Origin of the sequence: Pseudomonas segetis, assembly GCF_900188155.1 — a bacterium.
Lineage (GTDB): Bacteria > Pseudomonadota > Gammaproteobacteria > Pseudomonadales > Pseudomonadaceae > Aquipseudomonas > Aquipseudomonas segetis.
In genome coordinates this window covers 479,657-501,541 of record NZ_FZOG01000002.1, presented here as the reverse complement: position 1 = coordinate 501,541, position 21,885 = coordinate 479,657, and the positions used below count along the sequence as shown (strand labels likewise).

Annotated in this window: 13 protein-coding genes; 9 read left to right on the top strand and 4 right to left on the bottom strand. The window is 53.6% G+C overall.

What is annotated here, in order from left to right:
* Positions 1-13 precede the first annotated feature (13 nt).
* Positions 14-1,387 carry a DUF1329 domain-containing protein gene (locus CHB79_RS08150; RefSeq protein ID WP_089359524.1) on the top strand — a complete coding sequence of 458 codons (1,374 nt, stop codon included), beginning with the start codon at positions 14-16 and terminating at the stop codon, positions 1,385-1,387.
* Positions 1,388-1,647: 260 nt separating this feature from the next.
* On the top strand, positions 1,648-4,395 hold the full coding sequence (locus CHB79_RS08145; protein WP_089359523.1) for a winged helix-turn-helix domain-containing protein: 2,748 nt from the start codon (positions 1,648-1,650) through the stop codon (positions 4,393-4,395).
* A 23-nt stretch (positions 4,396-4,418) separates the two neighbouring features.
* Here CHB79_RS08145 and CHB79_RS08140 read toward each other — a convergent pair whose 3' ends face one another.
* The gene (locus CHB79_RS08140; RefSeq protein ID WP_245851393.1) at positions 4,419-5,321 is read right to left on the bottom strand and encodes a hypothetical protein; all 903 of its coding nucleotides are present in this window, start codon (positions 5,319-5,321) and stop codon (positions 4,419-4,421) included.
* 272 nt (positions 5,322-5,593) lie between these two features.
* Here CHB79_RS08140 and CHB79_RS08135 point away from each other — a divergent pair, with 272 nt between their 5' ends.
* The gene (locus tag CHB79_RS08135; protein WP_089359522.1) at positions 5,594-6,550 is read left to right on the top strand and encodes an alpha/beta fold hydrolase; all 957 of its coding nucleotides are present in this window, start codon (positions 5,594-5,596) and stop codon (positions 6,548-6,550) included.
* 107 nt (positions 6,551-6,657) lie between these two features.
* Here CHB79_RS08135 and CHB79_RS08130 read toward each other — a convergent pair whose 3' ends face one another.
* The gene (locus CHB79_RS08130; RefSeq protein WP_010486349.1) at positions 6,658-7,497 is read right to left on the bottom strand and encodes a metal-dependent hydrolase; all 840 of its coding nucleotides are present in this window, start codon (positions 7,495-7,497) and stop codon (positions 6,658-6,660) included.
* 93 nt (positions 7,498-7,590) lie between these two features.
* Here CHB79_RS08130 and CHB79_RS08125 point away from each other — a divergent pair, with 93 nt between their 5' ends.
* From CHB79_RS08125 to CHB79_RS08105, 5 genes are all read left to right on the top strand, one after another.
* Complete coding sequence (locus tag CHB79_RS08125; RefSeq protein ID WP_245851439.1) at positions 7,591-8,694, top strand: AraC family transcriptional regulator; 1,104 nt, start codon at positions 7,591-7,593, stop codon at positions 8,692-8,694.
* A gap of 358 nt (positions 8,695-9,052) precedes the next feature.
* Positions 9,053-11,356, top strand: a complete 2,304-nt coding sequence (locus CHB79_RS08120; protein WP_089359521.1) for an Orn/Lys/Arg family decarboxylase — start codon at positions 9,053-9,055, stop codon at positions 11,354-11,356.
* Between the two features lie 41 nt (positions 11,357-11,397).
* Positions 11,398-13,698, top strand: a complete 2,301-nt coding sequence (locus CHB79_RS08115; protein ID WP_089359520.1) for an Orn/Lys/Arg family decarboxylase — start codon at positions 11,398-11,400, stop codon at positions 13,696-13,698.
* Positions 13,699-13,749: 51 nt separating this feature from the next.
* The gene (gene potE, locus CHB79_RS08110; protein ID WP_010486356.1) at positions 13,750-15,078 is read left to right on the top strand and encodes a putrescine-ornithine antiporter; all 1,329 of its coding nucleotides are present in this window, start codon (positions 13,750-13,752) and stop codon (positions 15,076-15,078) included.
* 54 nt (positions 15,079-15,132) lie between these two features.
* Entirely contained in the window at positions 15,133-16,050 is a 918-nt protein-coding gene (locus CHB79_RS08105; RefSeq protein ID WP_089359519.1) for an amino acid ABC transporter substrate-binding protein, read from the top strand.
* Between the two features lie 48 nt (positions 16,051-16,098).
* Here CHB79_RS08105 and CHB79_RS08100 read toward each other — a convergent pair whose 3' ends face one another.
* Both CHB79_RS08100 and CHB79_RS08095 read right to left on the bottom strand, forming a co-directional pair.
* Positions 16,099-19,719, bottom strand: coding sequence for a transporter substrate-binding domain-containing protein (locus tag CHB79_RS08100; RefSeq protein ID WP_089359518.1), 3,621 nt, complete (start codon positions 19,717-19,719; stop codon positions 16,099-16,101).
* Between the two features lie 5 nt (positions 19,720-19,724).
* Positions 19,725-20,345: a response regulator transcription factor gene (locus CHB79_RS08095; RefSeq protein WP_089359517.1), complete on the bottom strand. Its 621-nt coding sequence runs from the start codon at positions 20,343-20,345 to the stop codon at positions 19,725-19,727.
* 863 nt (positions 20,346-21,208) lie between these two features.
* Between CHB79_RS08095 and CHB79_RS08090 the strand changes: the two genes are divergently transcribed.
* Positions 21,209-21,853: an MBL fold metallo-hydrolase gene (locus tag CHB79_RS08090; RefSeq protein ID WP_089359516.1), complete on the top strand. Its 645-nt coding sequence runs from the start codon at positions 21,209-21,211 to the stop codon at positions 21,851-21,853.
* The last annotated feature ends 32 nt before the right edge of the window (positions 21,854-21,885 follow it).

Here is a 21,885-nt window from a genome sequence, read left to right as displayed (position 1 = left end):
AGAGACTGTATTTATGAAAACAACAAGAAGTCTGCTCAAATCGAGTGCAATGATTTTTGCCTTGAGTTTACTTTCCACCAGCGTACTGGCTGCTGTTTCTGCTGAAGAAGCCGCCAAGCTGGGAACTAGCTTGACTCCAATTGGTGCTGAAATGGCGGGTAACGCCGCTGGCACCATTCCTGCCTGGACTGGAGGCTTGCCAACCAACGCCGGTACGGTTGACTCAGGCGGGTTCCTGTCCAATCCGTACGCCAACGAAAAGCCATTGTTCACCATCACTGCGGAAAACATGGAGCAGTACAAAGCTAACCTGACCCCAGGTCAGATTGCGATGTTCAAGCGTTATCCAACCACCTACAAGATGCCGGTCTACACCACGCATCGTTCGGCAACCGTGCCCGCCAAGATTATCGAGGCGACCAAGAAAAATGCCCTCAACACCAAGTTGATCGAGGGTGGTAACGGCATGGAAAACTTCGACACCGCCAACCCTTTCCCAATCCCCAAGGATGGCCTGGAAGTTATCTGGAACCACATCACCCGCTACCGTGGTGGCAGCATCAAGCGAGTGGTGGCACAAGCCACGCCGCAGCCAAATGGTTCCTACTCACTGGTGTATTTCCAGGATGAGTTTACCTTCCGTAACTCCTTGACTGACTTCGACCCGAGCAAAGAAAGCAACGTACTGTTCTACTTCAAGCAACGGGTAACAGCACCATCGCGTCTGGCAGGTAACGTATTGCTGGTACACGAAACGCTTAACCAGGTGAAAGAGCCTCGTTTGGCCTGGCTCTACAACGCCGGTCAGCGTCGTGTGCGTCGTGCGCCACAGGTATCCTATGACGGTCCAGGTACCGCATCAGACGGCCTGCGTACCTCGGACAACTACGACCTGTATAACGGTGCTCCAGATCGTTATGACTGGAAGTTGGTGGGCAAGGAAGAGAAGTACATCCCTTACAACAGCTATGACCTGGACTCTCCAAAGCTGAAGTATTCGGAAATCCTCAAGCCAGGCCACATCAATCAGGACTTGACCCGCTACGAGCTACACCGCGTATGGCATGTGACTGCAACCCTGAAAAAAGGCGAGCGCCATATCTACGCCAAGCGTGACTTCTTCATTGATGAAGATACCTGGCAAGCGGCTGAAATCGACCATTACGATGGCCGTGGCACCCTGTGGCGTGTAGCGGAAGCGCATTCGCAGTACTACTACAACTATCAGGTGCCGTGGTACACCGTGGAAACCCTGTATGACCTGTTGTCGGGCCGTTATTTGGCTCTGGGCATGAAGAACGAAGAGAAACAAGCTTACGACTTCAACTTCAAGGCCACTGAGAGTGATTTCACTCCAGCTGCACTGCGTCAGGCTGGCGTACGCTAAGCGTATTCAGTTGCTGTTAGAAAAACCGGCCTAGTGCCGGTTTTTTTATTGCCGTCTTAATACTGCAAGAGTCATAACGGCGCATTGGAATACCATCTGGCGCTATAAATTGCCTGGGTCTTGGACTGCGTAGGATTTTGCGGTTGCAAGGCGGGCTTATATGTGTGGTAACACCTGAGGGCTTCAAATGGCTTGATCTAAACGTTAGTCTGGGATTAAGTCATGTAGATTGCTCTCCCAACTAATCCAAGAACTGGCAAATGACCGATTTATCCAACCTGCCCGGCACCTCGCGGATCACCGCCCAGGGGGAATTACGTTTCTACAGGCCACCGCTGCCTGAGGGGCATATTCCCCGGTCCCGCCTTTGCCAGCGATTGCAGCATGGATTGCAAGGTCGTCTATTGCTTGTGTCGGCACCTGCCGGTTTTGGGAAAAGCTCCCTGGCCATCGAGTTTTGCGAACAGCTGCCGAGTAATTGGCAAAACCTGTGGCTGGGCCTGAGTGAGCGGGACAGTGACCCAGGCAAGTGTCTTGAGCGCCTGCTACTGGGGCTACAGCAACATTACCCCAGTGTTGGAGATGAGGCGCTCGGTTTGTTGAAGATGCGCCAGCGTCATCAGCCCTTTGCATTCGAAGAGTGGCTCGATGCCTTTCTTGATGACTTGAGCCAAGCACTGGACCCACGGCAGCCTTTATTGCTGGTGCTGGATGATTATCATCTGGCCCAGGGAGCAGTTCTTGATCGCTGCCTGCAATTTCTGCTGAATCATCTGCCGAGTGGGATGTTGCTCTTGGTAACGAGTCGCCAGCGTCCTGACTGGCACCTTGCCCGGCTGCGCTTATCCCAGCAGTTACTTGAGCTCAACGAACAGGACTTGCGCCTTACGCAGGATGAAATAAGCCAGCTGTTGGGCCGCCAAGGCGCAAGCTTGCCGGCTGAAGCTCTGGCCGAACTATGTGTTCGCAGCGAGGGGTGGATTGCGGGTCTGCGCCTATGGTTGCTGGCGGCGGCCGATGCAGGGCAGTTAGCTGACTTGCAGCATGTCATGGCGGTACCCCATGGTGCGCAAGGGCTGATACGCGAGTACTTGCTGGAGGAGGTCATTGAGCGTCAGCCCACAGACGTTCAGGCGTTCCTGTATGACACCGCAAGCATGGATCGTTTCTGCGCAGAGCTATGCGATGTGATTCGTGATAGCCGTGACAGTGCCAGTATTCTCGATTACTTGCAGACACATCAGGTGTTCCTGGTTCCACTCGATGAGCAGGGCAAGTGGTTTCGTTACCATCACCTGTTTTCTGATTTGTTACGCGCAAGACCTGTGCAGGATTCGGAAACAAAGGTTGCCCATATGCATTTACGGGCATGTCGTTGGTTTACCTCTCATGGTCTTCTGGATGAGGCCATTGAACAGGCCCTGCAGGCTGGCCAACCCGATGTCGCGGCAAACCTGGTGCAAAGCCTTTCAGAAGAGCAATTATTGGCGGAGCAAAATGTATCGGCCTTACTGCGCTGGAAGATGGATCTGCCCGATTACCTGCTCAGCAGTACTTCCAGGCTGATTCTGCTTTACAGCTGGGCTTTGGCCCTGGCCTGCCAACTCGATGCCGCTGAGGAGCTGGCCGCGCAGCTAAGCCGTTTCCTGCCTGCACCTTCTGCCCAGGATCAACAGGAGTTGGTGGCGCAGTGGCTGGCGATCAGTGGGGTGATTGCCCGGGGGCGTGGCGATAGTCCGCGAGCAATCGAATTCTGCACGGCAGCACTGGCTGGGTTATCCCATGAGCGTTATGGACCAAGGCTTACCTGTCTGTCTGTATTGGCGAACCTGGCAATAGTGCAGGGCGATTTATGGCGTGCGCGCGGCCTCAACCGCGACGCACTAGAGCTTGCCCAGCGCATTGGCAATCCGCTTTTTGAGGCGCTTGCATACTATGATCGCGCCCGCGTGCTACAGGCGCGGGGTGAAATCTGCCGGGCCTTGGTTGAGACGCGTCAAGGCCTGGAGCTGTTGCGTGATTTCCCAACGCACCGTTTTTATGCTGCCAGGGCCAGGCTTACGCTGTATGAAGGGACCCTGCTTTCATTCCGTATGCAGCCCCACAAGGCCGCCTCGCATCTACGCGCAGGGATTAAAGAAGCCCGTGCCTGTCGCGATATCAGCGTGTTGATAGGCTACTGCGTTCTAGCCAGTCAGGAAGGGCGTGAAGGGCACTTGTCTGAGGCTTTCGCATTGCTCAGTGATGCCGAGCGACTCATGCATATCTGGGACGTGCCAGCTGTTTATTATCTGGCCATGATCACCCTGATCAAATGTGAGTTGTGGTTGCGGCAAGGTCAGGTTGACCTTGCTGAGGCATGGCTTGAGCGTCTGGATGAAACCTACGGGACTGCTCAGGCTGCGACAGCGCCTGAGTATCACCCGCAATTGGCACTGCACATTGACTTTCACCTGGCCGTTCTTGAGCGGATCAAAGGCCGTACCAGTGAAGCTGAGCGCCGCTTGAAGGCTTTGGTCCAGCGTGCGCAAACAACCGGTGGGCAATTTATTGGCTCGTTTGCGCAAGTGCAGCTGGCTATGCTGGTACTCCACAGTGGGCGTGAGAGCGAGGCACAGCAACATCTTAACAGTGCACTGGACATGGCCGTTGGCGGGGGCTTGCTACAGTTCGACGAGCTCTTGGTGCATAAGCCCAAGTGGCTACGCGAACAACTTGTGGCGCGAACTACAACCCCTGTTACCACGGCCTTATTGGCATTGTTGCCTGTCTTGGAGCCTCTGCCGGAAGTTTCAAGCGACCATGCCAGCCTCACGGAGCCATTGAGCGGCCGGGAGCGGGCGGTACTGGAGTTGATTGCCAAGGGCTGCTCTAACCAGGAAATCAGCGAACGATTATTTATCTCGCTGCATACCGTTAAAACCCACGCCCGGCATATCAACAGCAAGTTGGGTGTTGAGCGGCGAACCCAGGCGGTCGCGCGAGCCAATAGCCTGGGCTTGCTCTGAAATGCGAACTGCCCGAGGCGCACCTAGAAAGGCAGGTCGGATGTGGATAAATCCAGACTCAGCTGTTGTTTGCGCTTGTGTCCATCGGGTCTGCGATTACTGGCGCTGATCTGCTTTTGCATATCATCTTGAAGCGCCACCAGCACCGGCTGTAGTGAGGCAAAGTTGGAGCGTACTGCCGGGTAGGTGTGAGACTTGGCAATAAGGTTGATTCTTTGCAGCAGTTGCTGGCGGGTATCGTTGGAAAGGTGCACAAACAGGCTCGGCAGTTGCTTGCTGAGTTCTGCGCTATACAGGACCAGGTCAGCACGGGCGAATTGCTGGGTGAGCCCTAGGTAATCCAGTGCGCTTTTAGTCAGTAACGCAGCGCCAGCCTTGGTTTCGGTCAAGCCGTTCAGGCGCACGGGATTACGCTGTTCGCTAGGCGAAAGGCTCATCCAAAACTCTGTCGTCAAGGTAAACAGCACCGCTTGTTGATTGAGTGAGTAGCTCATCAACCCCAGTGCCTCAGCCGCATAGGGCTGTTTGGTTGCTGTGAAGTCAAAGTACAGGCGCATCAATTCTTTGAGTTGAAACAATGCCTCCCGAGCCTCGTGCTGGCGTGACTCTAGTGGCCGGTAGATATTCAATTGCGCTTGCAGATTCTCAGTGCTCACCATGCGTCGATAAATGGGGCCGGTAAATTCACCGCTGCGTTTGGGCAGTGCATTGGCCTGGGTTTTATTTACCTGTTGCAGCGCTTCTATCAAGTGCTGGTAATCCCCGCTGCTCCAGGGACGCTGTATGTCCGGGATTGCTTGTCCCAGATAAAACAGTTGCCTGGCCTCGGCGATGTTTAGCCATAGCAATAGCAATACGACCAGTAGAAACCTGATTGATCGGCATGGGGACTTCAGTTTTACCCCGGGTTCTGTTTTGGCGCTCATCAAGTGAGGCTAGCGTGCCGGAGCTGCTTACGTCAGCCGAAGGAAAGTATGGAGTGATCTAGGTGTCGACAAGACGAGGGTGTTACCGCCACCGAGTCAGGCAGTAGCACTCGGGGTGGCCAAGCGCTTCGGCTGCACCTAGGTAAGGTTCCGCGCCAGATTTCCATGTGCTGTTATCCCAGAAGACTTTGTATGTGCTGGTTCATTGGCATGCGTCAGTGCCAACCGGCGGCTGCATCCATATCCTAGCTAAAACAATAGAGGGGCTTTCAATGTCGCTGCCCGGTACCGCGTTGTTCTCGCCTGTGACTAGGTTGTTCACCTCTATGGGGATTGGCTCCCTGACCTTGAATGACCTCACATCCATCTATGCCCCGGCCGGCAGTGGCTCAGCCTTTGTCGAACTCGATGGTTGCAATGTGCACTATCGTGATCAAGGTGACCGTGAGCTGCCTGTAATCATCATGATTCACGGTGTGGTCTCATCACTGCACACATGGGATGACTGGTTTTTCGAATTCAATCCGCATTACCGAGTCATTCGTTTCGATCTTCCGGGTTTCGGCTTGACGGGACCTAGCAAGGACGGTGTCTATACGGTTGAGCGCATGCTCAGGATACTAGGTTTGTTGATGGACCATCTGCATGTTGAGAGGGCCAGTTTCGCGGGTAGTTCTCTTGGAGGTTACCTGGCCTGGAACTTTGCTCTGAGCCAACCAAACCGTGTTGAAAAACTGGTGTTGATCGATCCGGCCGGCTATGCCATGGATAAACTTCCATGGATGATCGCCGCCTCTCAATTGCCCGGCTCAACCATATTGATGCCAATCTGGATGCCCAGGACATTAATCGCCCAGGGGGTCAAAGAAGTCTATGGCGACAGGAAAAGAATCAAGGCGAGTGTTGTTGAACGCTACTATCGACTGAGCCGTCGCCCTGGAAATCGTAGGGCCATGATGCAGATATTCAGGCAACTGGTGTTGACCAACCGTACCCAGCTACTGCAAACACCTGCTGCAGTTGCCAGGCTTGAAGTGCCTACCTTGCTGTTATGGGGCGAGGTTGATCGTTGGATTCCGCCAGCGCAGGTGCGGTTATGGCAGCGTGATTTACCAAGCATCCAAGTCAAGACTTATCCGGGCGTGGGGCACTTGCCCATGGAGGAAATTCCTTGGCAAAGTGCAGCCGATGCCCTGCAGTTCTTACAGGCCGGCGATTGCACTGCCTAAGCCATGAGTTGGCTATAGATTGTGAGCGAAGCCTCTTGTCAGGGCAGTGCGCGAACAGTGCAAGGCCTGGCTGCTCGCTGCTCTGGCCCGAGAGCATTGTTGGTTAGCTAGGCAGCGGCTGGCTCCTGTGCCTTATCAAACTCAAGGCGAGTGGCATACAGCAGTTCAATGTTGTTGTGCTGCCATGGATGAAAGTCTTCTTTGAAGAAGTCTTTATAGGTTTTGATCATCGGCCGGAACGCACCTTCCTTGCCCCACATCCAGCGCAACCCGTCACGCCAGACCCGCCAATTCCACAGCAAGCCGTCTTCTTTGAGCATGTGGGCCAGGCCAAGAAATGTGTCCTTGATGAAAAAAAACGTGCCTATGCGCATCGCCCGGTGAAGGATTTTTCTATTGCCGCCAACCTGATTGTAAACGTCGAAAGCTACCGCCTTATGCTCGGTCTCTTCCAGTGCATGCCAGCGCCACAATTGGCGCATCATCGGATGGGCGCCCTTCATTTGTTTGTCGTTACGCAACAGTTCGTCTGCCATGATCGCAGTAATGTGTTCCATGGCTGCGGTTGCGGCTAGCTGACGTTTTGCCGAGAATTTTTTTTGCGTGTAATGAATACGTTTTTTGGCGCGATTTTCCATGCGCGTAACGTCATAGCCCAGGTCTCTCAACCGGTCGCTGTAGACCAGGTGCTCGCGGCTATGGTGGCCTTCCTGGCCAATGAAACCGCGAATCTGTGCCAGCAGTTCCGGGTCTGTTATTTGTTCGCGAAAGTTGCGAACCGAATCGATAAAAAAGCGTTCGCCGTCGGGAAACAACACCGACATGGCGTCAAACAGATGGCTCTTGAACGCATCACCGCTATGCCAGTGGCGAGGCAGGGGATTGGGGAAGTCAAAGTCCATATGTCTGGGCTGAATCTTCAATCCTGCAGGCGTTGTGCTAACCATGCTGTCTCCTTCTTTTTAATTCTTCTAGAGCATCACTATGAGTGGCCGATGACTATTAGAAAAGGTTATCAACTGCCAATATTCAGGTCATATATGGCCATTGCGGACTTGCTGTGCCCTGGTCAACAATGCATTGAAAAGCTGATTTGGTCTGTGGTCATATCTGGCCAAACACAAAAAGAAAGGGAAGGGCCAACCTTGAACTTCAATGCAGAACTGGTGCCTGTCGCCTATGCAGAGGCGCTGCTTGAGTTATTGAACGAGCTAGGCGTCAACCGGGAGCAGGTTTATGCCCATGCCAATGTTCGCCCGCAGGTTCTGGATAACCCTAACGGGCGCTTGTCCCTTGTTGATTTCAACCTGCTTGCAATCAGTGCATTAGAGCTCTGCAATGAGCCTGCATTGGGGTTATTGCTTGGCCAGCGCTTGAATGTCTCGACACATGGAATCCTGGGCTACGCCGTGCTGGCCAGTGCCAATCTCGATAAGGCGATTCAATTTGCGTTGAAGTATTACCGGGTGCTCGGCATCAGTTTCGAACTTGAGCTTATCGAGTTGGCTGACCGGGTTGAGCTGCGAGCCAGGGAAAGCATGCCGCTGGGTAATCTCAATCGTTTTGCGGCAGAAGGTCTGCTCGCCAGCTTGTTCACCATTGCAGCTTTTCTAGTCGGTGAGCCGCTAAAGCATATTGAAGTGGGCTTCAGTTATGGCGCGCCGGATTATGCGGATCGCTATGAGCAGGTGTTTGGTGTGGGCGCAAAATTCGAGCAACCCTACCACTCCCTGAGCATGCCTATGGCCTACCTGGATAAACCGATGGCCTTGGCTAATCCTGCTACGGTTCAGATGTGCGAGCAGCAATGTGAAGTATTGCTTTCTACCCTGGCTGTTGAAGATCGATTGCTGACTCGGGTGCGGCGTTTATTGCTCGCCCGTCCTGGTGATTTTCCGGATCTGGCAAGCGCTGCCAAAGCCTTGAACACCAGCACTCGAACCTTGCGTCGGCACCTCTCCAATATGGGCACCAGCTACCAACAAGTACTTGATGATGTGCGCCGTGGCTTGGCGCTCCAGTACCTGACATCTACGCACCTGCCGCTATACGAAATCGCATATTTATTGGGTTTCAATGATCCTTCAAATTTTCGCCGGGCCTTCAAGAAATGGACCGGAAAACTGCCCAGTGCCTATCGCTGAAAACACTGTTCTTGACGTGTTGTGCGTACATTTTATGCTCAATATCCAATGCTGGGATGGATAACCATCTATACCGTTTGTCGGTTTTCTAGCGCGTTTGTTCTTTCATCTAAAAGCAGTGTCACTTGGCGATATCGGCCTGTACGGCGCAATTGCTGGCATCTGTGGCAGTGGCTTTTGCTGGTGCATATTTAGTCGGTCAATAACGAATAAGAGTTATTCAGCAAGTATTAGAAACTTGTCCTACGCTGTTTTTTTCAACTAGCCGAAAGTTTTGATTTTTATCAGTCGAGACTGGGCGTTTTGATGATTGAATCGTTGCTTTCAAACTGAACAGATACAGACAAGGATGGCCAGAATGATTGGAAGAACCAATAAAAAATTGATGATGCGTGTCTTGGTCGTCGATGATGATTTGGGCAATCCAAACAGCGCCCGCGGTCGGGTATTGACCGAGCTTGAAGAAGAACTCAGTGGTCGTAATGCCGAACTGGTATTGGCAACGTCTTATGAGGACGGCTTGGCCTGCGTTACATCTGATGCTGCCTTGCACTGCTTTTGTGTCGACTGGACCCTGGGACAAAACGATACCGCCAGCCACATCCAAGCTTTGGAATTACTGCGCGCTGTTCGCCAGCGTCACGAGCGTGCCCCGGTTTTCTTGATGGCTGATCGCGATGCCAAGAAAAGTATTACCGTCGAGGCGATGGAGTTGGCCGATGAGTTTGTCTGGATGCTTGAAGACACCGCACCCTTTATCGCCGGCCGAGTGGTAGCCGCGATCAATCGTTATCTTGAACATCTGCTGCCGCCGTTCACTGATGCATTGCTGCGCTACACGGTCAAGGACGAGCATTCCTGGGCGGCGCCCGGTCATCAGGGCGGCATTGCTTTTACCAAGTCACCAATTGGCCGGGTGTTTTTCGACTTCTTTGGTGAAAACCTGTTTCGTGCCGACAGTGGTATCGAGCGCGGCAACCTGGGTTCAGTGCTGGATCACAGCGGTCCGGTCGGGGAGTCTGAAGCCTATTGCGCGCGGGTGTTTGGGGCCCATGCCAGCTACGCTGTGCTTAACGGTACATCAGGTTCAAACCGCACCATCTTCATGGCGTGCGTAGGTGAGAACCAATATGCGTTGTGTGATCGCAACTGCCATAAATCAATTGAACAGGGCCTGGTTCTGACCGGTGGCTTGCCGATTTACATGACGCCTACACGTAACCGCTACGGCATCATAGGTCCGCTATTGCCTGCGCAATTTGAGCCCGAGCGAATCAATGCTGCGATTGCCTGCCATCCTCTGGCAGCGCAGGCCAAAGGTAGTAAGGCGGTGTATGCGGTGGTCACTAACTGTACTTACGACGGCATGTGCCTGAACGTCGAAAAGGCCGAAGACATGTTGGCGCAGAATGTGGATCGTATTCACTTTGACGAAGCCTGGTACGGGTACGCACGCTTTAACCCCATGTACGAAGGTCGCTTTGCCATGCGGGGCGAGGCCAAAGACCATCAGCCAGATCAGCCGACAGTATTCGCAACCCATTCAACCCACAAGCTGCTTGCAGCATTATCTCAGTCGTCTTTCATCCATGTTCGCAATGGCCGCAACCCGATTGAGCACAGCCGGTTCAATGAGTCCTTCGTAATCCAGGCCACTACTTCGCCGATGTACGCATTGTTCGCTTCTAATGAAGTCGGGGCGGCGATGATGGACGGCAATGGCGGTTATTCACTGACCCAGGACACCATTCGCGAAGCGGTTGATTTCCGGCAGGCGCTTGCCCGCACCCACCGTGAATTTGCCGAGCGTGGCGATTGGTTTTTCGAGCCCTGGAATGCCCCACAGGTCAAAGATGCCAAGACCGGTGAACTGGTTGACTTTGCCGATGCCGACGCCGAGCAATTGGCCACGGATCAGAGTTGCTGGACCCTGGAGCCTGGTGCGCAGTGGCACGGTTTTGAAGGGCTTGAAGATAGCTGGTGCATGCTCGATCCGATAAAGGTCGGAATCATGGTTCCGGGTATGGGCACCGATGGCAGGTTATTGGCCGAAGGGATTCCGGCTCCCGTTCTAGGGGCCTATTTCTATCGTAAGAATATCGTGCCTTCGCGCATTACCGACTTTATGGTGCTGTGCCTGTTCAGCATTGGTGTGACCAAGGGAAAGTGGGGCACCTTGATCAGCGTATTACTGGCATTCAAGCGTGATTACGATAACAACCTTCCCTTGGCGCAAGTGTTGCCAGAGCTGGTTGCTCAGGCACCTGAGCGCTATAGCGGCATGGGGCTGCGCGACCTGAGTCAAGAGATGTTTGAGTTTATGCGCAACAGCCGCATGGACGACCTGCAGGCCTCAGCATTTGGTTCCTTGCCCAAGATTGAAACCACGCCGCGTGCTGCGTTTCAGGCGCTGCAGGCCGGTGAGGCGGAATTGTTGCCTCTGGCCCAGGCTGCCAATCGGGTGACTGGTGTTGGCATCATGCCTTATCCACCGGGTATTCCAATTGTGATGCCGGGGGAAAACCTGGGCCCGCTCGATGGTCCTTGGATTCGTTATATCCAGGCACTGCAAGACTGGGGAAATCATTTTCCCGGCTTTGAGAAAGAAGTCGAGGGCGCAGTGCACAAGGACGGTGACTACCACTTCTGGTGCCTCAAGTAAGCCTCTAGCTGTCTTTAACACGCCTAATGGAGTGAGCGTAAATGGCCAATCGTAAACAGCCTCTGCCAGGACAACTTGCAGAGCAGTATCCCGTGTTGATTATTTCTCAGATACAGGAGCAAGCGGGCAGTGCAATGCTGCGCAGCGCTTTGGAAATCGGCGAGGCATTAGGTGCCTATGACCTGGGTTTTGAGACCGCAACCAGCCTTGAGGATGGTGAAGTTGCCTTGCTTGCAAGCCCGGCCTACAGCTGCGTCATTCTCGGTTGGGGGTTGTGCGAGCAAGACATGGCCAAGGCCATGGACATCATTGAGTTAATCCGCAAACGCACTGCGCAGTTGCCGATTATTGTTGCCATGAGCAAGTCCAAGCATAAGCAGGCGCCGCTAGAGTTTTTTGAGCAGATCGACGGCTTCATCTGGCATCCGGAAGACAGCCCCGCATTTATTGCCGGGCGTATTGCTGCCGCTTCCAAGCGGTATCTCGACAGCATATTGCCGCCGTTTTTCGGGGCCTTGGTCAACTTCTCCGGCACCCATGAATACTCCTGGCATACCCCTGGTCACACAGGGGGAACTGCTTTTATGAAAACTGCGGTAGGGCGTAGCTTTCTCGACTTTTATGGTGAGGAAATGCTCCGTTCAGACCTCAGTGTGTCGGTGGGCGAGCTGGGGTCATTGAATGATCATTCTGGCCCTGTGCTTGAGGCCGAGCGCAATGCCGCGCGAATTTTCGGTTCGGACTACAGTTTCTTTTCGGTCGGCGGGAGTTCGGCCAGTAACGAGATTGTGCTGCATTCTGCTGTGACTGATTCAGATCCGGTGCTGGTCGACCGCAACTGTCACAAGTCTCTCAACTATGCGTTGAACATGACTGGTGCGGTGCCCTTGTACTTGCGCCCACGGCGTAATGCACGAGGTCTGATCGGACCTGTTCCGCAGTCGGAAATGAGCCCGCAAGTCATCGCAACAAAAATTGCAGACAGCCCTTTGCTCGCCGACAAGAAACTCAAGCCGGTATTGGCGGTACTCACTAACTCGACCTATGACGGCCTTTGTTACAACGTGCAAACCACCACGCGCGAGTTGAGCAAGAGCGTTGACCGCATCCATTATGACGAGGCATGGTACGCTTACGCGCGTTTCAACCCCTTGTACGAAGGCCGCTACGGCATGCATCGGGGGCAGCGCCACGCCGATGACGCCACTGTGACTGTCACCCATTCGACGCACAAGTTGCTGGCGGCATTGTCCCAGGCATCCATGATTCATATTCGTTCCGGCAAGGTGCCAGTCAGGCCTGAACTGTTCAACGAAGCTTTCATGATGCATACCTCCACCTCGCCGCAATACAGCATCATCGCCTCGACCGATGTGTCGGCGAAAATGATGGATGATTCCGGCGAGTACCTGACCGATGAGTCGATTGGCGAGGCAATTGCCTTTCGCCAGGCGATGGTCAGGCTTGGCAATGAAATCAACCAGCGCGATTCAGGCGACTGGTGGTTCGGTGTCTGGCAGCCTGACCAGATTGGCGGCGTGCCCTTTGTCGATGTGCCCGTCGAGCAGTTGCGCAAAGGCCAATCCTGGGTGCTCAAACCGGAGGATAGCTGGCATGGCTTTGGTGATTTGGGTGCCGATTACTGCATGCTTGATCCAATCAAGGTCACCATCCTTACGCCTGGGCAAAGCCTTGAGGGGGAGATGCAAGAGGCCGGTATTCCGGCACCGCTGGTTTCGTCCTTTCTCTCCAGTCGCGGCATCGTGGTCGAGAAAACAGAACCTTATTCAATTCTCTTGCTGTTCAGCATTGGCATCACCAAGGGCAAGTGGGGCTCGTTGGTCGCAGGCCTCATGGAATTTAAAAAGCATTATGACCGCAACACGACGTTGGAGCAGGTCATGCCTGACTTGCTCGATAGCTATCCCGAGCGTTACAGCGGCATGGGCCTTAAAGACCTGGCCGATCAAATGCATGCCGAGATGCTCGCTTCGAAGCTGCTGCACAACATGGATGCTGCGTTCACCCTGCTACCGGATCAGGTCAGTTCTCCACGGGCGACCTACAGCCAGTTGGTAAAAGGGCAAATCGAGCAGATTCCTGTACGCGATTTGCTTGGGCGTACCGTGGCGGTGCAGATCGTGCCTTATCCGCCAGGTATTCCGCTGATGATGCCGGGAGAAAAAGCAGGGGCGGATAAGCGCGCAATCATCGATTATCTGCTGGCGATGGAGCTTTTCGACGGCCATTTCCCGGGGTTCGAGCATGATAACCACGGGGTTGAGATAGAGCGAAGCGCTGACGGTGATCTCACCTACATGGTGTACGTGGTCAAGACCTAATTCTGCACGGGGTTCGTGAAATATATTGCCGTCTAGTACAAGGAGCCTTTTATGGCGCAAACAAAGAAAATGGGCCTGATGGGGCTTACCACCCTGGTCTCGGTCAATATGATGGGCTCGGGCATCATCATGCTGCCTTCGAGTATGGCCCAGTTGGGTGCAGTGTCATTGTTGTCATGGATTATTACCGCTGTCGGGTCGATGGCCATTGCTTACTGCTTTGCCCAGTGTGGCATCTTTTGTCACCGTTCCGGGGGGATGTCTGCCTACAGTGAGGAGGCCCATGGCAAGTCGGCATTTTTCCTTTGCTCGTTTTTATACTTCCTCTCGTTGGCAATTGGTAACGTGGCCATTGGCATCTCGGCTGTGGGTTACCTGACACCGTTTTTCCCATGGCTGGGTAGCGGTGCGATCCCGCTGTTCATCGGTACCGTGGGTTTGATCTGGTTGACCACTGCGGCAAACTTCGGTGGGCCGCAGATCACTGGGAAAATTGGCGCCATCACCGTGTGGGGTGTGATCATTCCCGTAGCAGGACTCAGTGTCATTGGTTGGTTCTGGTTCAAGCCAGATGTACTGGTGGCTGCATGGAATCCGCACAACCTGGCCTTGAGTGATGCGATTGGCCAGAGCATTCCCCTGACCCTGTGGGCGTTCCTGGGGATGGAGTCCGCGGCCCAGAACTCCGACGCAGTTGAAGATCCCAAGCGCAACGTACCCTTGGCGTGCCTGTTTGGTACCTTGGGCGCGGCCGTGGTGTATATCCTGTCGACCACGGTGATTCAGGGCATTGTGCCCAATGCTGAGTTGGCAAACTCCAGTGCGCCATTCGCCGCCGTTTATGCCCAGATGTTCAACCCTCTGGTAGGGCAGGTCATCATGGGGCTCGCTGTGATGGCCTGCGTGGGTTCGCTCTTGGGTTGGCAGTTTACTTTGGCCCAGACGGCAAAGGTTACGGCAGACCAACGTATGTTTCCCAAGCTGTTTTCCCGCGTGACCAAGCACAATGCGCCGGTGATCGGCATGGTCGTGTGCGGCATCCTGCAAACCCTGATGGCGGTATCAACCATTTCGCCAAATGCCAGCGAGCAGTTCAGCAAACTGGTTAATCTGGCGGCCGTCACCAACCTGATTCCCTACGTCACCTCGCTTTCTGCCTTATTGGTCATCATGTACAAGGCCAAGGTGAGTGTCGGGGTATTTAGGCGCAATGTGGTGATCTTGCTGGTTGCAATGCTTTATTCCTTCTACGCCCTCTACGCCTCCGGTAAAGACGCGGTATTTGGTGCCATGATTGTCATGGCGATTGGTTACCTGATGTACGGCTTTATTGCCAAGCGGTTTGTCGATGAACCTGCAAGCCAGCCCACCAGCCCATAGTCGTGCTGCCTGCAACGCTTCGGACATCAGGAATCAAGGGATTAGGAAATGAATATGAAACATACCAAAAGACTACTCGGTTGTGCGTTTGCTCTGGCTATCAGCTTGCCCGTGTCGGCAACTGCTGCAACGCTCGATCGGGTGCGCAGTAGTGGTGAGATAACGATGGGCTATTTGCCGGATGTCGAGCCCTTTAGCAGCAAGCAAGGCGACAAGGTGGACGGCTACGCCATAGATATTTGTCGCAATATTGCAGCGCGGGTCAAGCAACAACTTGAGCTTCCCGAACTGCGATTAAACTTCCAGGCTGTTGGCGATGATCATGCCGTCAAGGCAGTCAGCACAGGTGATGTCGATATTCTATGCACGCCGCTGCCGCAAACACTTGCCCGGCGTAAACAGATCAGTTATTCGTTGCCGATCTACACCGCTGGCCTTGCTGCGCTGGTCCGTGATGATGCACCAGAACGCTTGGTGAGAATTCTCCAAGGCAAGGAAGGACACACCGGACCTACCTGGCGGGCGACCATAAATCGCGGTATTGCAACCCATACCTTCGCGGTGATCAAAGGCGGGGTCACCCTCGATTGGATTCGCCAGCAAATGAACAAATTGGGATTGGTCGCCAAATTGGTTACCGTCGACAATCATGAGCAGGGCATCCAGGCCGTGGCTGATGGCGAAGCTTCGGCGTTCATCTCCGACCGGATCCTGCTCACCAGCTACGCTCATAAATCTGCGCACAGCAACAGTGTCCGGGTGCTGGGCAATATCTACGAGCGAGCGCCGGTGAGCATGGTGCTTGAGCGCGGTGATGAGGACTTCCGGTTGCTGGTTGATACGGTGATCAGCGAGATGAGTGAGTCAGGTGACTTGCTCAAGACCTATCGCAAGTACCTTGGTGCTCCAAGTGCTGCCGATGAGTCTCTGCTCAAGCTTTATGCCCTGCCTGTTATTGAGTCCGATCACTAACCCGACACAGAGGTTGCGCCCGCATGGCGTGACCTCTGTGCTGTTTATCTAAGTGGCTTCATGCCCAAGGTTCGTTTGTTCAATGGCTTGCTCCAGCGCTCGCAAGGCGCTGGCCATTCGTTGCGCCTGTTCCTGGGCCTGGAGTGTATCGCCATCATTGCATGCCTGTTCCACGGCCACACAGCTGTTGATTAGCTCATTTGCCCGGATGATTGCCGCCGCACCCTTGATGCGATGCGCGAGTTCCGAAAGTGCATTCAGATCTGCGCTTTCTAACAGATGCTCGAGCTTGGAAAGATCCTCTGCGACAGTGATCTTTATCTGATCAAGCAGTCGGATGCTGACGGCCTTGTTGCCTCCGGATATGCGCTCGAGAGCCTCCTGGTCAAATGGCACTTCCCGGGCCACAGGCTCGGTAGGTGTTACTTCAGTCAGCGCATTGACCAGGTCATCAAGTTCGACCGGTTTGAACAGGCAGCCGTTCATGCCGGCGTCGATGCAAAGCTGAAGCATTTCAGGTTGTGCATTGGCCGTGAAGCCCAGGATCGTGCAGGGGGTTGCACCTTGCATCTGCTCCTTGCTGCGAATGGTCCGGCTCAGGGTATAGCCGTTCATGACAGGCATGTTGCAGTCGGTGATAACAAGGTCGAAGTGTTGCGACTGCCAAAGCGCAAAGGCGTTTTCACCATCCACGGCGCACTCTACCTGCTGCCCGAGAAACTCCATTTGCTGGGCCAGGAGCATGCGGTTGGCCGGATGGTCATCGACCACCAATATCTTGAGCTTGGGCAGCGCCTGTCTGGGGGCATGCTCGGGTGGGGATAAAGTAACGCTGGATTGCACCGGCTCCAAGCACAAGAGCTTTAGTGACACGCTGACGCAGGTTCCCATGCCTTCCTGGCTTTCCAACTCAAGGCTGCCTCCCATCATCTCGACAAGATTTCGACAAATCATCAATCCCAAGCCGCTGCCGCCTGAGGTTTCATGTACCTGAACGAAGGGTTGGAACAAGGTTTTCTGATTTTTGGGGGAGATACCTATCCCTGTATCTGATACTTCGACCCGCAATTGCAAGTAGTCGTCATCCAGTGCGGTACCGACCAGCTTGAGTAAGACATGGCCTCGCGCAGTGAACTTGATTGCGTTGCTGACAAGGTTTGACAACACCTGCCTGAAGCGCAGCGGGTCAAGCAGTACTTGTTCATCGAGGGCGCCCTCTAGTTCGAGGCGCAGCTCAAGCGATTTTTGTCTTGCCAACCCTTCGAAGACCCTGACCACACCTTCGGCTATTTGTCTGAGGTCGGCGCGTTCCGGGTGAATACTCAGGTGTCCGGACTCAATGTGGGCCACATCCAGGATGTCTCCAATCAGCTCCAGCAAGCCTCGGGCTGAGTTATAGGCCACCTCCAGTGATGCATGATCTGCTGGTGCATTGGTTTCACGTTTCAAGGCCAGTTCGAGCATGCCGATCACGGCATTGAGCGGGGTGCGAATCTCGTGGCTCATGGTGGCCAGGAAGGTGGTTTTGGTTCGATTCGCTTTATCTGCCTGGTCCTTGGCCGCACGTAGCTGCTCGATCAAGGCGCGTCGGTCACTGATATCGACCCAACCACCGATGATTCCCCGCACGACTCCCTTGCGGTCAACGTAGGGGAGTTTCCAGTGATAAATAACCCTGGGCTCGCCATTGAGTGTGATCTTTCGGTCAACAATTACCGGTTCACGCTCAGTGATGACCTGGTGATGATCGCGCATAATGGCCTGGGCATCTTCGGGGGAAAAGTGCCTGAGGTCTGCATGGCCAATAACGTCTTCTCTGGAGGCGCCCAATGCTTGCAGATAGCTGTCGTTACAGATGCGAACGCTCATGTCCAGGTCCCGGACATAGATCGGGTGAGGCGTACCGTTGATAAGCAGCTCCATGAACTGTATCTGTTCACTGAGCTCGCGCTCAGCCGCCTTGCGCTTGCGTATCTGATTACGTAGATAGAAATTCCAGCCGAGAAAAATCATCAGCACGATAACCGCAGCGGTTATTGCTTGATAGATCAGGGGTTTGTAGTTGCGCCAAGAAGGAGGGGACAACACGACTCGGCTGCGCCAGCGATTGATCAGCGCGCCATATTCATCTGGCGAGATTTCGACCAGCGCACTGTTGATGATCTCTTGGAGCTGTCGGTCTCCGCGGCGCAAGGCAAAGGATGCAGCCGATAATGGCTTGGTTAACGTCATGCTGATGTGCAGCTGTTTTTGATAGAACCGCGCGAGGTAGTAGCGGGCAACAAACAAGGGCTGGATGGTGAAATCCGCTTCGCCGGCAGCCACCATGGCAAAGGCATCTGGTGTGTCGGTGGCTTCGACCAGCTTCAGATTTGGGTACTGCTCGCGCAAGAAGGGTATCAATGCATGCTCATCGGCGATTGCGATACGTTTATTGCTTGTTTTATCGAGGGACAGAATCCTTTGTTGGCTTACCGGGCTGACAAGCGCGTAGGGCGTCGGTAGGTAGGATCGGCTGAATGTCATCCAGTCGCGCCTTTGATCCGATGGAGAGATATCGGCAAGCATGTCGACTTTGCCATTGATCAATGCTTCGATCATGTCATCGAGCTTGGCAAAGCGAATGATCTCTATTTCCAGATCGGTTTGTGTCTGGATCAGTGTGAGTAGATCGGACGTGATCCCGTAGTAGTGGTCGTCATTGCCGATATACGAGTAGGGTGGAAAATTCTCAGCTACACCAACGCGCAAGGTCGGGTGCGTCGCAACCCAGCGTTTCTGTAGCCGGGTTAATTCTGGCATCTTGATATTCGAGAGGCCGCCACCGTTCCAGCGTTTTATGATCAGCTTGCGCTGCTCGGGTGAAATACCGTTGCGGATAACATTATTGAGAATATTCAGAAGGCGTTGATTATCACTGCGTAATACAAACCGGGCGCCATCCGGGGGCTCTCCCCAAAAGGCATGGATAACTTTCAACTCGTTTGCGTAGAAGGTATTGACCAGGTAATTGGCGGACACAACATTACTGAGCACGGCGTCCTGTGAGCCGAATGCAACCGAGGAGAAGGATTCCAGGTCGCTTGAAAAAGGGGTGAGTATTGCTCCAGGTGCCAAGGCCTGAGCTTGCGAGCGACTTATGTCCAGGTAATTGTAGGCAATCTTGCTGCCTGATAAGTTCTTCTCCGTTGCCTGCCAGCCTTTTTCGGTGCCCTGGACCAACGCGGGTGTTAAATTAACGTAGCGCTTGGTTTTAAGGAGGTCGGGCGCACTTTCTATCGGGCCCAATGAGCTGAGCATGTCCAGCTCGCCGTTTTGGAGTGCCTCCACTGCAGCTTGGCGACTTTTGTAGAGATGGGCCTCGACCTTTATTCCAAGCTCCCGGCTGATAAGCGCGAGAATATCGGCTGTTACACCTGAAAACTCGTTACTGTCGGCGCCGAGCCTGAAAGGCGGGTAGTCTGTGCCATAGGTGCCGAGTACCAATGTTTCTTTCTTGCGTAGCCAGTTCCAGTCGTCCTCGCTTAATTGTGTGCGATGCAAGACTGGCTGCGAGAGGCCCAGTAGTTCCAGGCGCGTAAACTCTCCAGTCGTTTCAGCTGCATGCGCATCTGAGAGGGCGCACAGGCTTAACAAGAACACACAGGTAATGCGCAGGAAATTAGCCATCGGATTCAGGCAACGTTATTGCGCTTGGCAAATTCGAGCAACTCAACCAAAGACGTTGCTCCGAGCTTTTGCAGCAAGCGTGTCTTGTAGGTGCTCACCGTTTTGTTACTCAGCAACATGATGTCGGCAATCTGTTTATTGGTCATGCCCTTGGCTAAGTATTGCAGCACCATCAGCTCCCTGTCGGACAGGCTTTCCAGTAACTGGCTTTCGGGTTGCTCGCTGTCATGTGTCGAGCCAAAGATCCCGTAGGGGAAATAGGTATAGCCGGACAAAATCGCATTGACTGCGCTACAGAGCCCGGCCAGATCCTGGTCTTTACTGACAAAGCCTGCGGCGCCAACCTGCATGCATCTGTTCGCCAGGGTGCTGGCGGGTTGAGAGGTTAGCACCAGGACACGAGTTGAGCCGCCTGTCGCCTTCAGGCGGGAAATGACCTGTAGCCCGTCCAGCCTGGGAATGCCGATGTCGAGGATTACAACATCGGGATTCTTGTCCTTGGTCAATTGCAGGGCATCGACACCGTTGTCAGCTTCACCTACGATTTCATAGCCTTCCTGTTCGAGCAGTACCCGCACGGCTAGACGTATTACTGGATGATCATCAACAATCAGGATTTTGCGCATAAGTTTCCTAAATACTTTAATAACTATTAAGACTTCATGTTCAGGATCTTTTCCAGTAACGGCGTTGCACGGCTGTGGGGACCTTCAAGTTGATCTTCCATTGAGATGGGATCGGAGTCTCCACTGCTGGTCATCAGCCACAGTCCTCATCCTTGGAGTTGGCACGTACATCGAAGTCAGCTGAATCAACACATCGTATCTTTGGGCGAATCCGGTTTCTGTTTCCGATCGCCATGGAGATAGATTGCGCACCTATACATGTAGTTGCACTTCTCGGTGACTTTTGGCCAAGCACAGTCAAGAGTCTAGCTTAAGCAGCAGTCTTTACAGGCTCGTAAGTTTTAGCTTCTCCATTGGGTTGACTGACAACGCAATGGGCGTGAGTCAAAAATAATTATTAGCGTTCTGCTTACTCCAAGGCTTCTCATTGCTGTATTTGTTCCGTGAACTGGAAAGCAAACTTCAGTGCTCATTGGACTTGTTTCATAGTCCAAACCGTCGATTTAACCTTCGTGTGGTGCACGCTGAACGCTTATTAAAAAGCCTTGGGTCTGCATACTTTGATTCTATGTAATTCAACTCAAGCGGATGACCACCAGCTCGCACCGGGGCTATTGCTATGGTGGATAAAATACTATGGGTTTTATGTAAGGTTTTTCCTACCGAGAGGGTGATTGATTCTTAAGTGCCAGTACTTGCGGGGCAAACCATGACTAAAGGTTATGTCTGGGTCACTGTTGGTTATGGTTGATTGATTTTCGTTCGTTAAAGCACTTTGTTGCGATTAAGTACCGGCTGTGTTCTGTTCGCGGCGAAATAAACTTCTGTGCCAGAATCGCAGGGTCTACCCAGCAGGAACTCTCATGGACCCCATCAACTCAGCATTAATCCGCGAAACATTCCCTGTCGGGCCTTTGCAATGCAACTGCACCATCATTGGTGATCCCATCAGCAAGAAGGCAATTGTGGTTGATCCAGGTGGCAATCCCGATGAGATCATGGCTCGGCTTGATAGACATGGATTGAAAGTCGTCAGCATCATTCACACCCACGCGCATCTGGATCACTTTCTGGCCTCTGGGCAGATGAAGGAGAAAACCGGCGCGACGCTGCATCTGCACAAGGAAGACCAATTCCTGTGGGATAACCTTGAAATGCAATGCAAGATGTTTGGTGTTCCCTATGTTCCAGTGCCATCCCCCGATCAGTGGCTGGCCGATGACCAGGCCCTGGATTGCGGTTGCGGGGTTGCATTGCATACGCCCGGGCATACACCAGGGTCGATGAGCTTCTGGTTTCCGCAGGCGAAGCTGTTGATTGCCGGCGACACCTTATTTCGACGTGGTATTGGTCGTACGGACTTGTGGGGTGGGGATTACGCAACCATCGAGCGCTCGATCAAGCAGCGCCTGTATCGCCTTGATGAAGACGCGACAGTGGTGACTGGACACGGTTCCGACACCTTGCTGGGTGATGAGATGCGCGAGAACCCATTTATCAAAGCCTGAGCATCGAACGACTAGCAGCGGGCGAGTAAGAG

What these genes read in the sequence shown, in the direction of transcription:
- CHB79_RS08125 (WP_245851439.1), top strand. Translation starts at nt 7,591, where the DNA reads ATGGCCATTGCGGACTTGCTGTGCCCTGGTCAACAATGCATTGAAAAG.
- CHB79_RS08130 (WP_010486349.1), bottom strand. Translation starts at nt 7,497, where the DNA reads ATGGTTAGCACAACGCCTGCAGGATTGAAGATTCAGCCCAGACATATG.
- CHB79_RS08135 (WP_089359522.1), top strand. Translation starts at nt 5,594, where the DNA reads ATGTCGCTGCCCGGTACCGCGTTGTTCTCGCCTGTGACTAGGTTGTTC.
- CHB79_RS08105 (WP_089359519.1), top strand. Translation starts at nt 15,133, where the DNA reads ATGAAACATACCAAAAGACTACTCGGTTGTGCGTTTGCTCTGGCTATC.
- CHB79_RS08090 (WP_089359516.1), top strand. Translation starts at nt 21,209, where the DNA reads ATGGACCCCATCAACTCAGCATTAATCCGCGAAACATTCCCTGTCGGG.
- potE (WP_010486356.1), top strand. Translation starts at nt 13,750, where the DNA reads ATGGCGCAAACAAAGAAAATGGGCCTGATGGGGCTTACCACCCTGGTC.
- CHB79_RS08145 (WP_089359523.1), top strand. Translation starts at nt 1,648, where the DNA reads ATGACCGATTTATCCAACCTGCCCGGCACCTCGCGGATCACCGCCCAG.
- CHB79_RS08100 (WP_089359518.1), bottom strand. Translation starts at nt 19,719, where the DNA reads ATGGCTAATTTCCTGCGCATTACCTGTGTGTTCTTGTTAAGCCTGTGC.
- CHB79_RS08150 (WP_089359524.1), top strand. Translation starts at nt 14, where the DNA reads ATGAAAACAACAAGAAGTCTGCTCAAATCGAGTGCAATGATTTTTGCC.
- CHB79_RS08140 (WP_245851393.1), bottom strand. Translation starts at nt 5,321, where the DNA reads ATGAGCGCCAAAACAGAACCCGGGGTAAAACTGAAGTCCCCATGCCGA.
- CHB79_RS08095 (WP_089359517.1), bottom strand. Translation starts at nt 20,345, where the DNA reads ATGCGCAAAATCCTGATTGTTGATGATCATCCAGTAATACGTCTAGCC.
- CHB79_RS08115 (WP_089359520.1), top strand. Translation starts at nt 11,398, where the DNA reads ATGGCCAATCGTAAACAGCCTCTGCCAGGACAACTTGCAGAGCAGTAT.
- CHB79_RS08120 (WP_089359521.1), top strand. Translation starts at nt 9,053, where the DNA reads ATGATTGGAAGAACCAATAAAAAATTGATGATGCGTGTCTTGGTCGTC.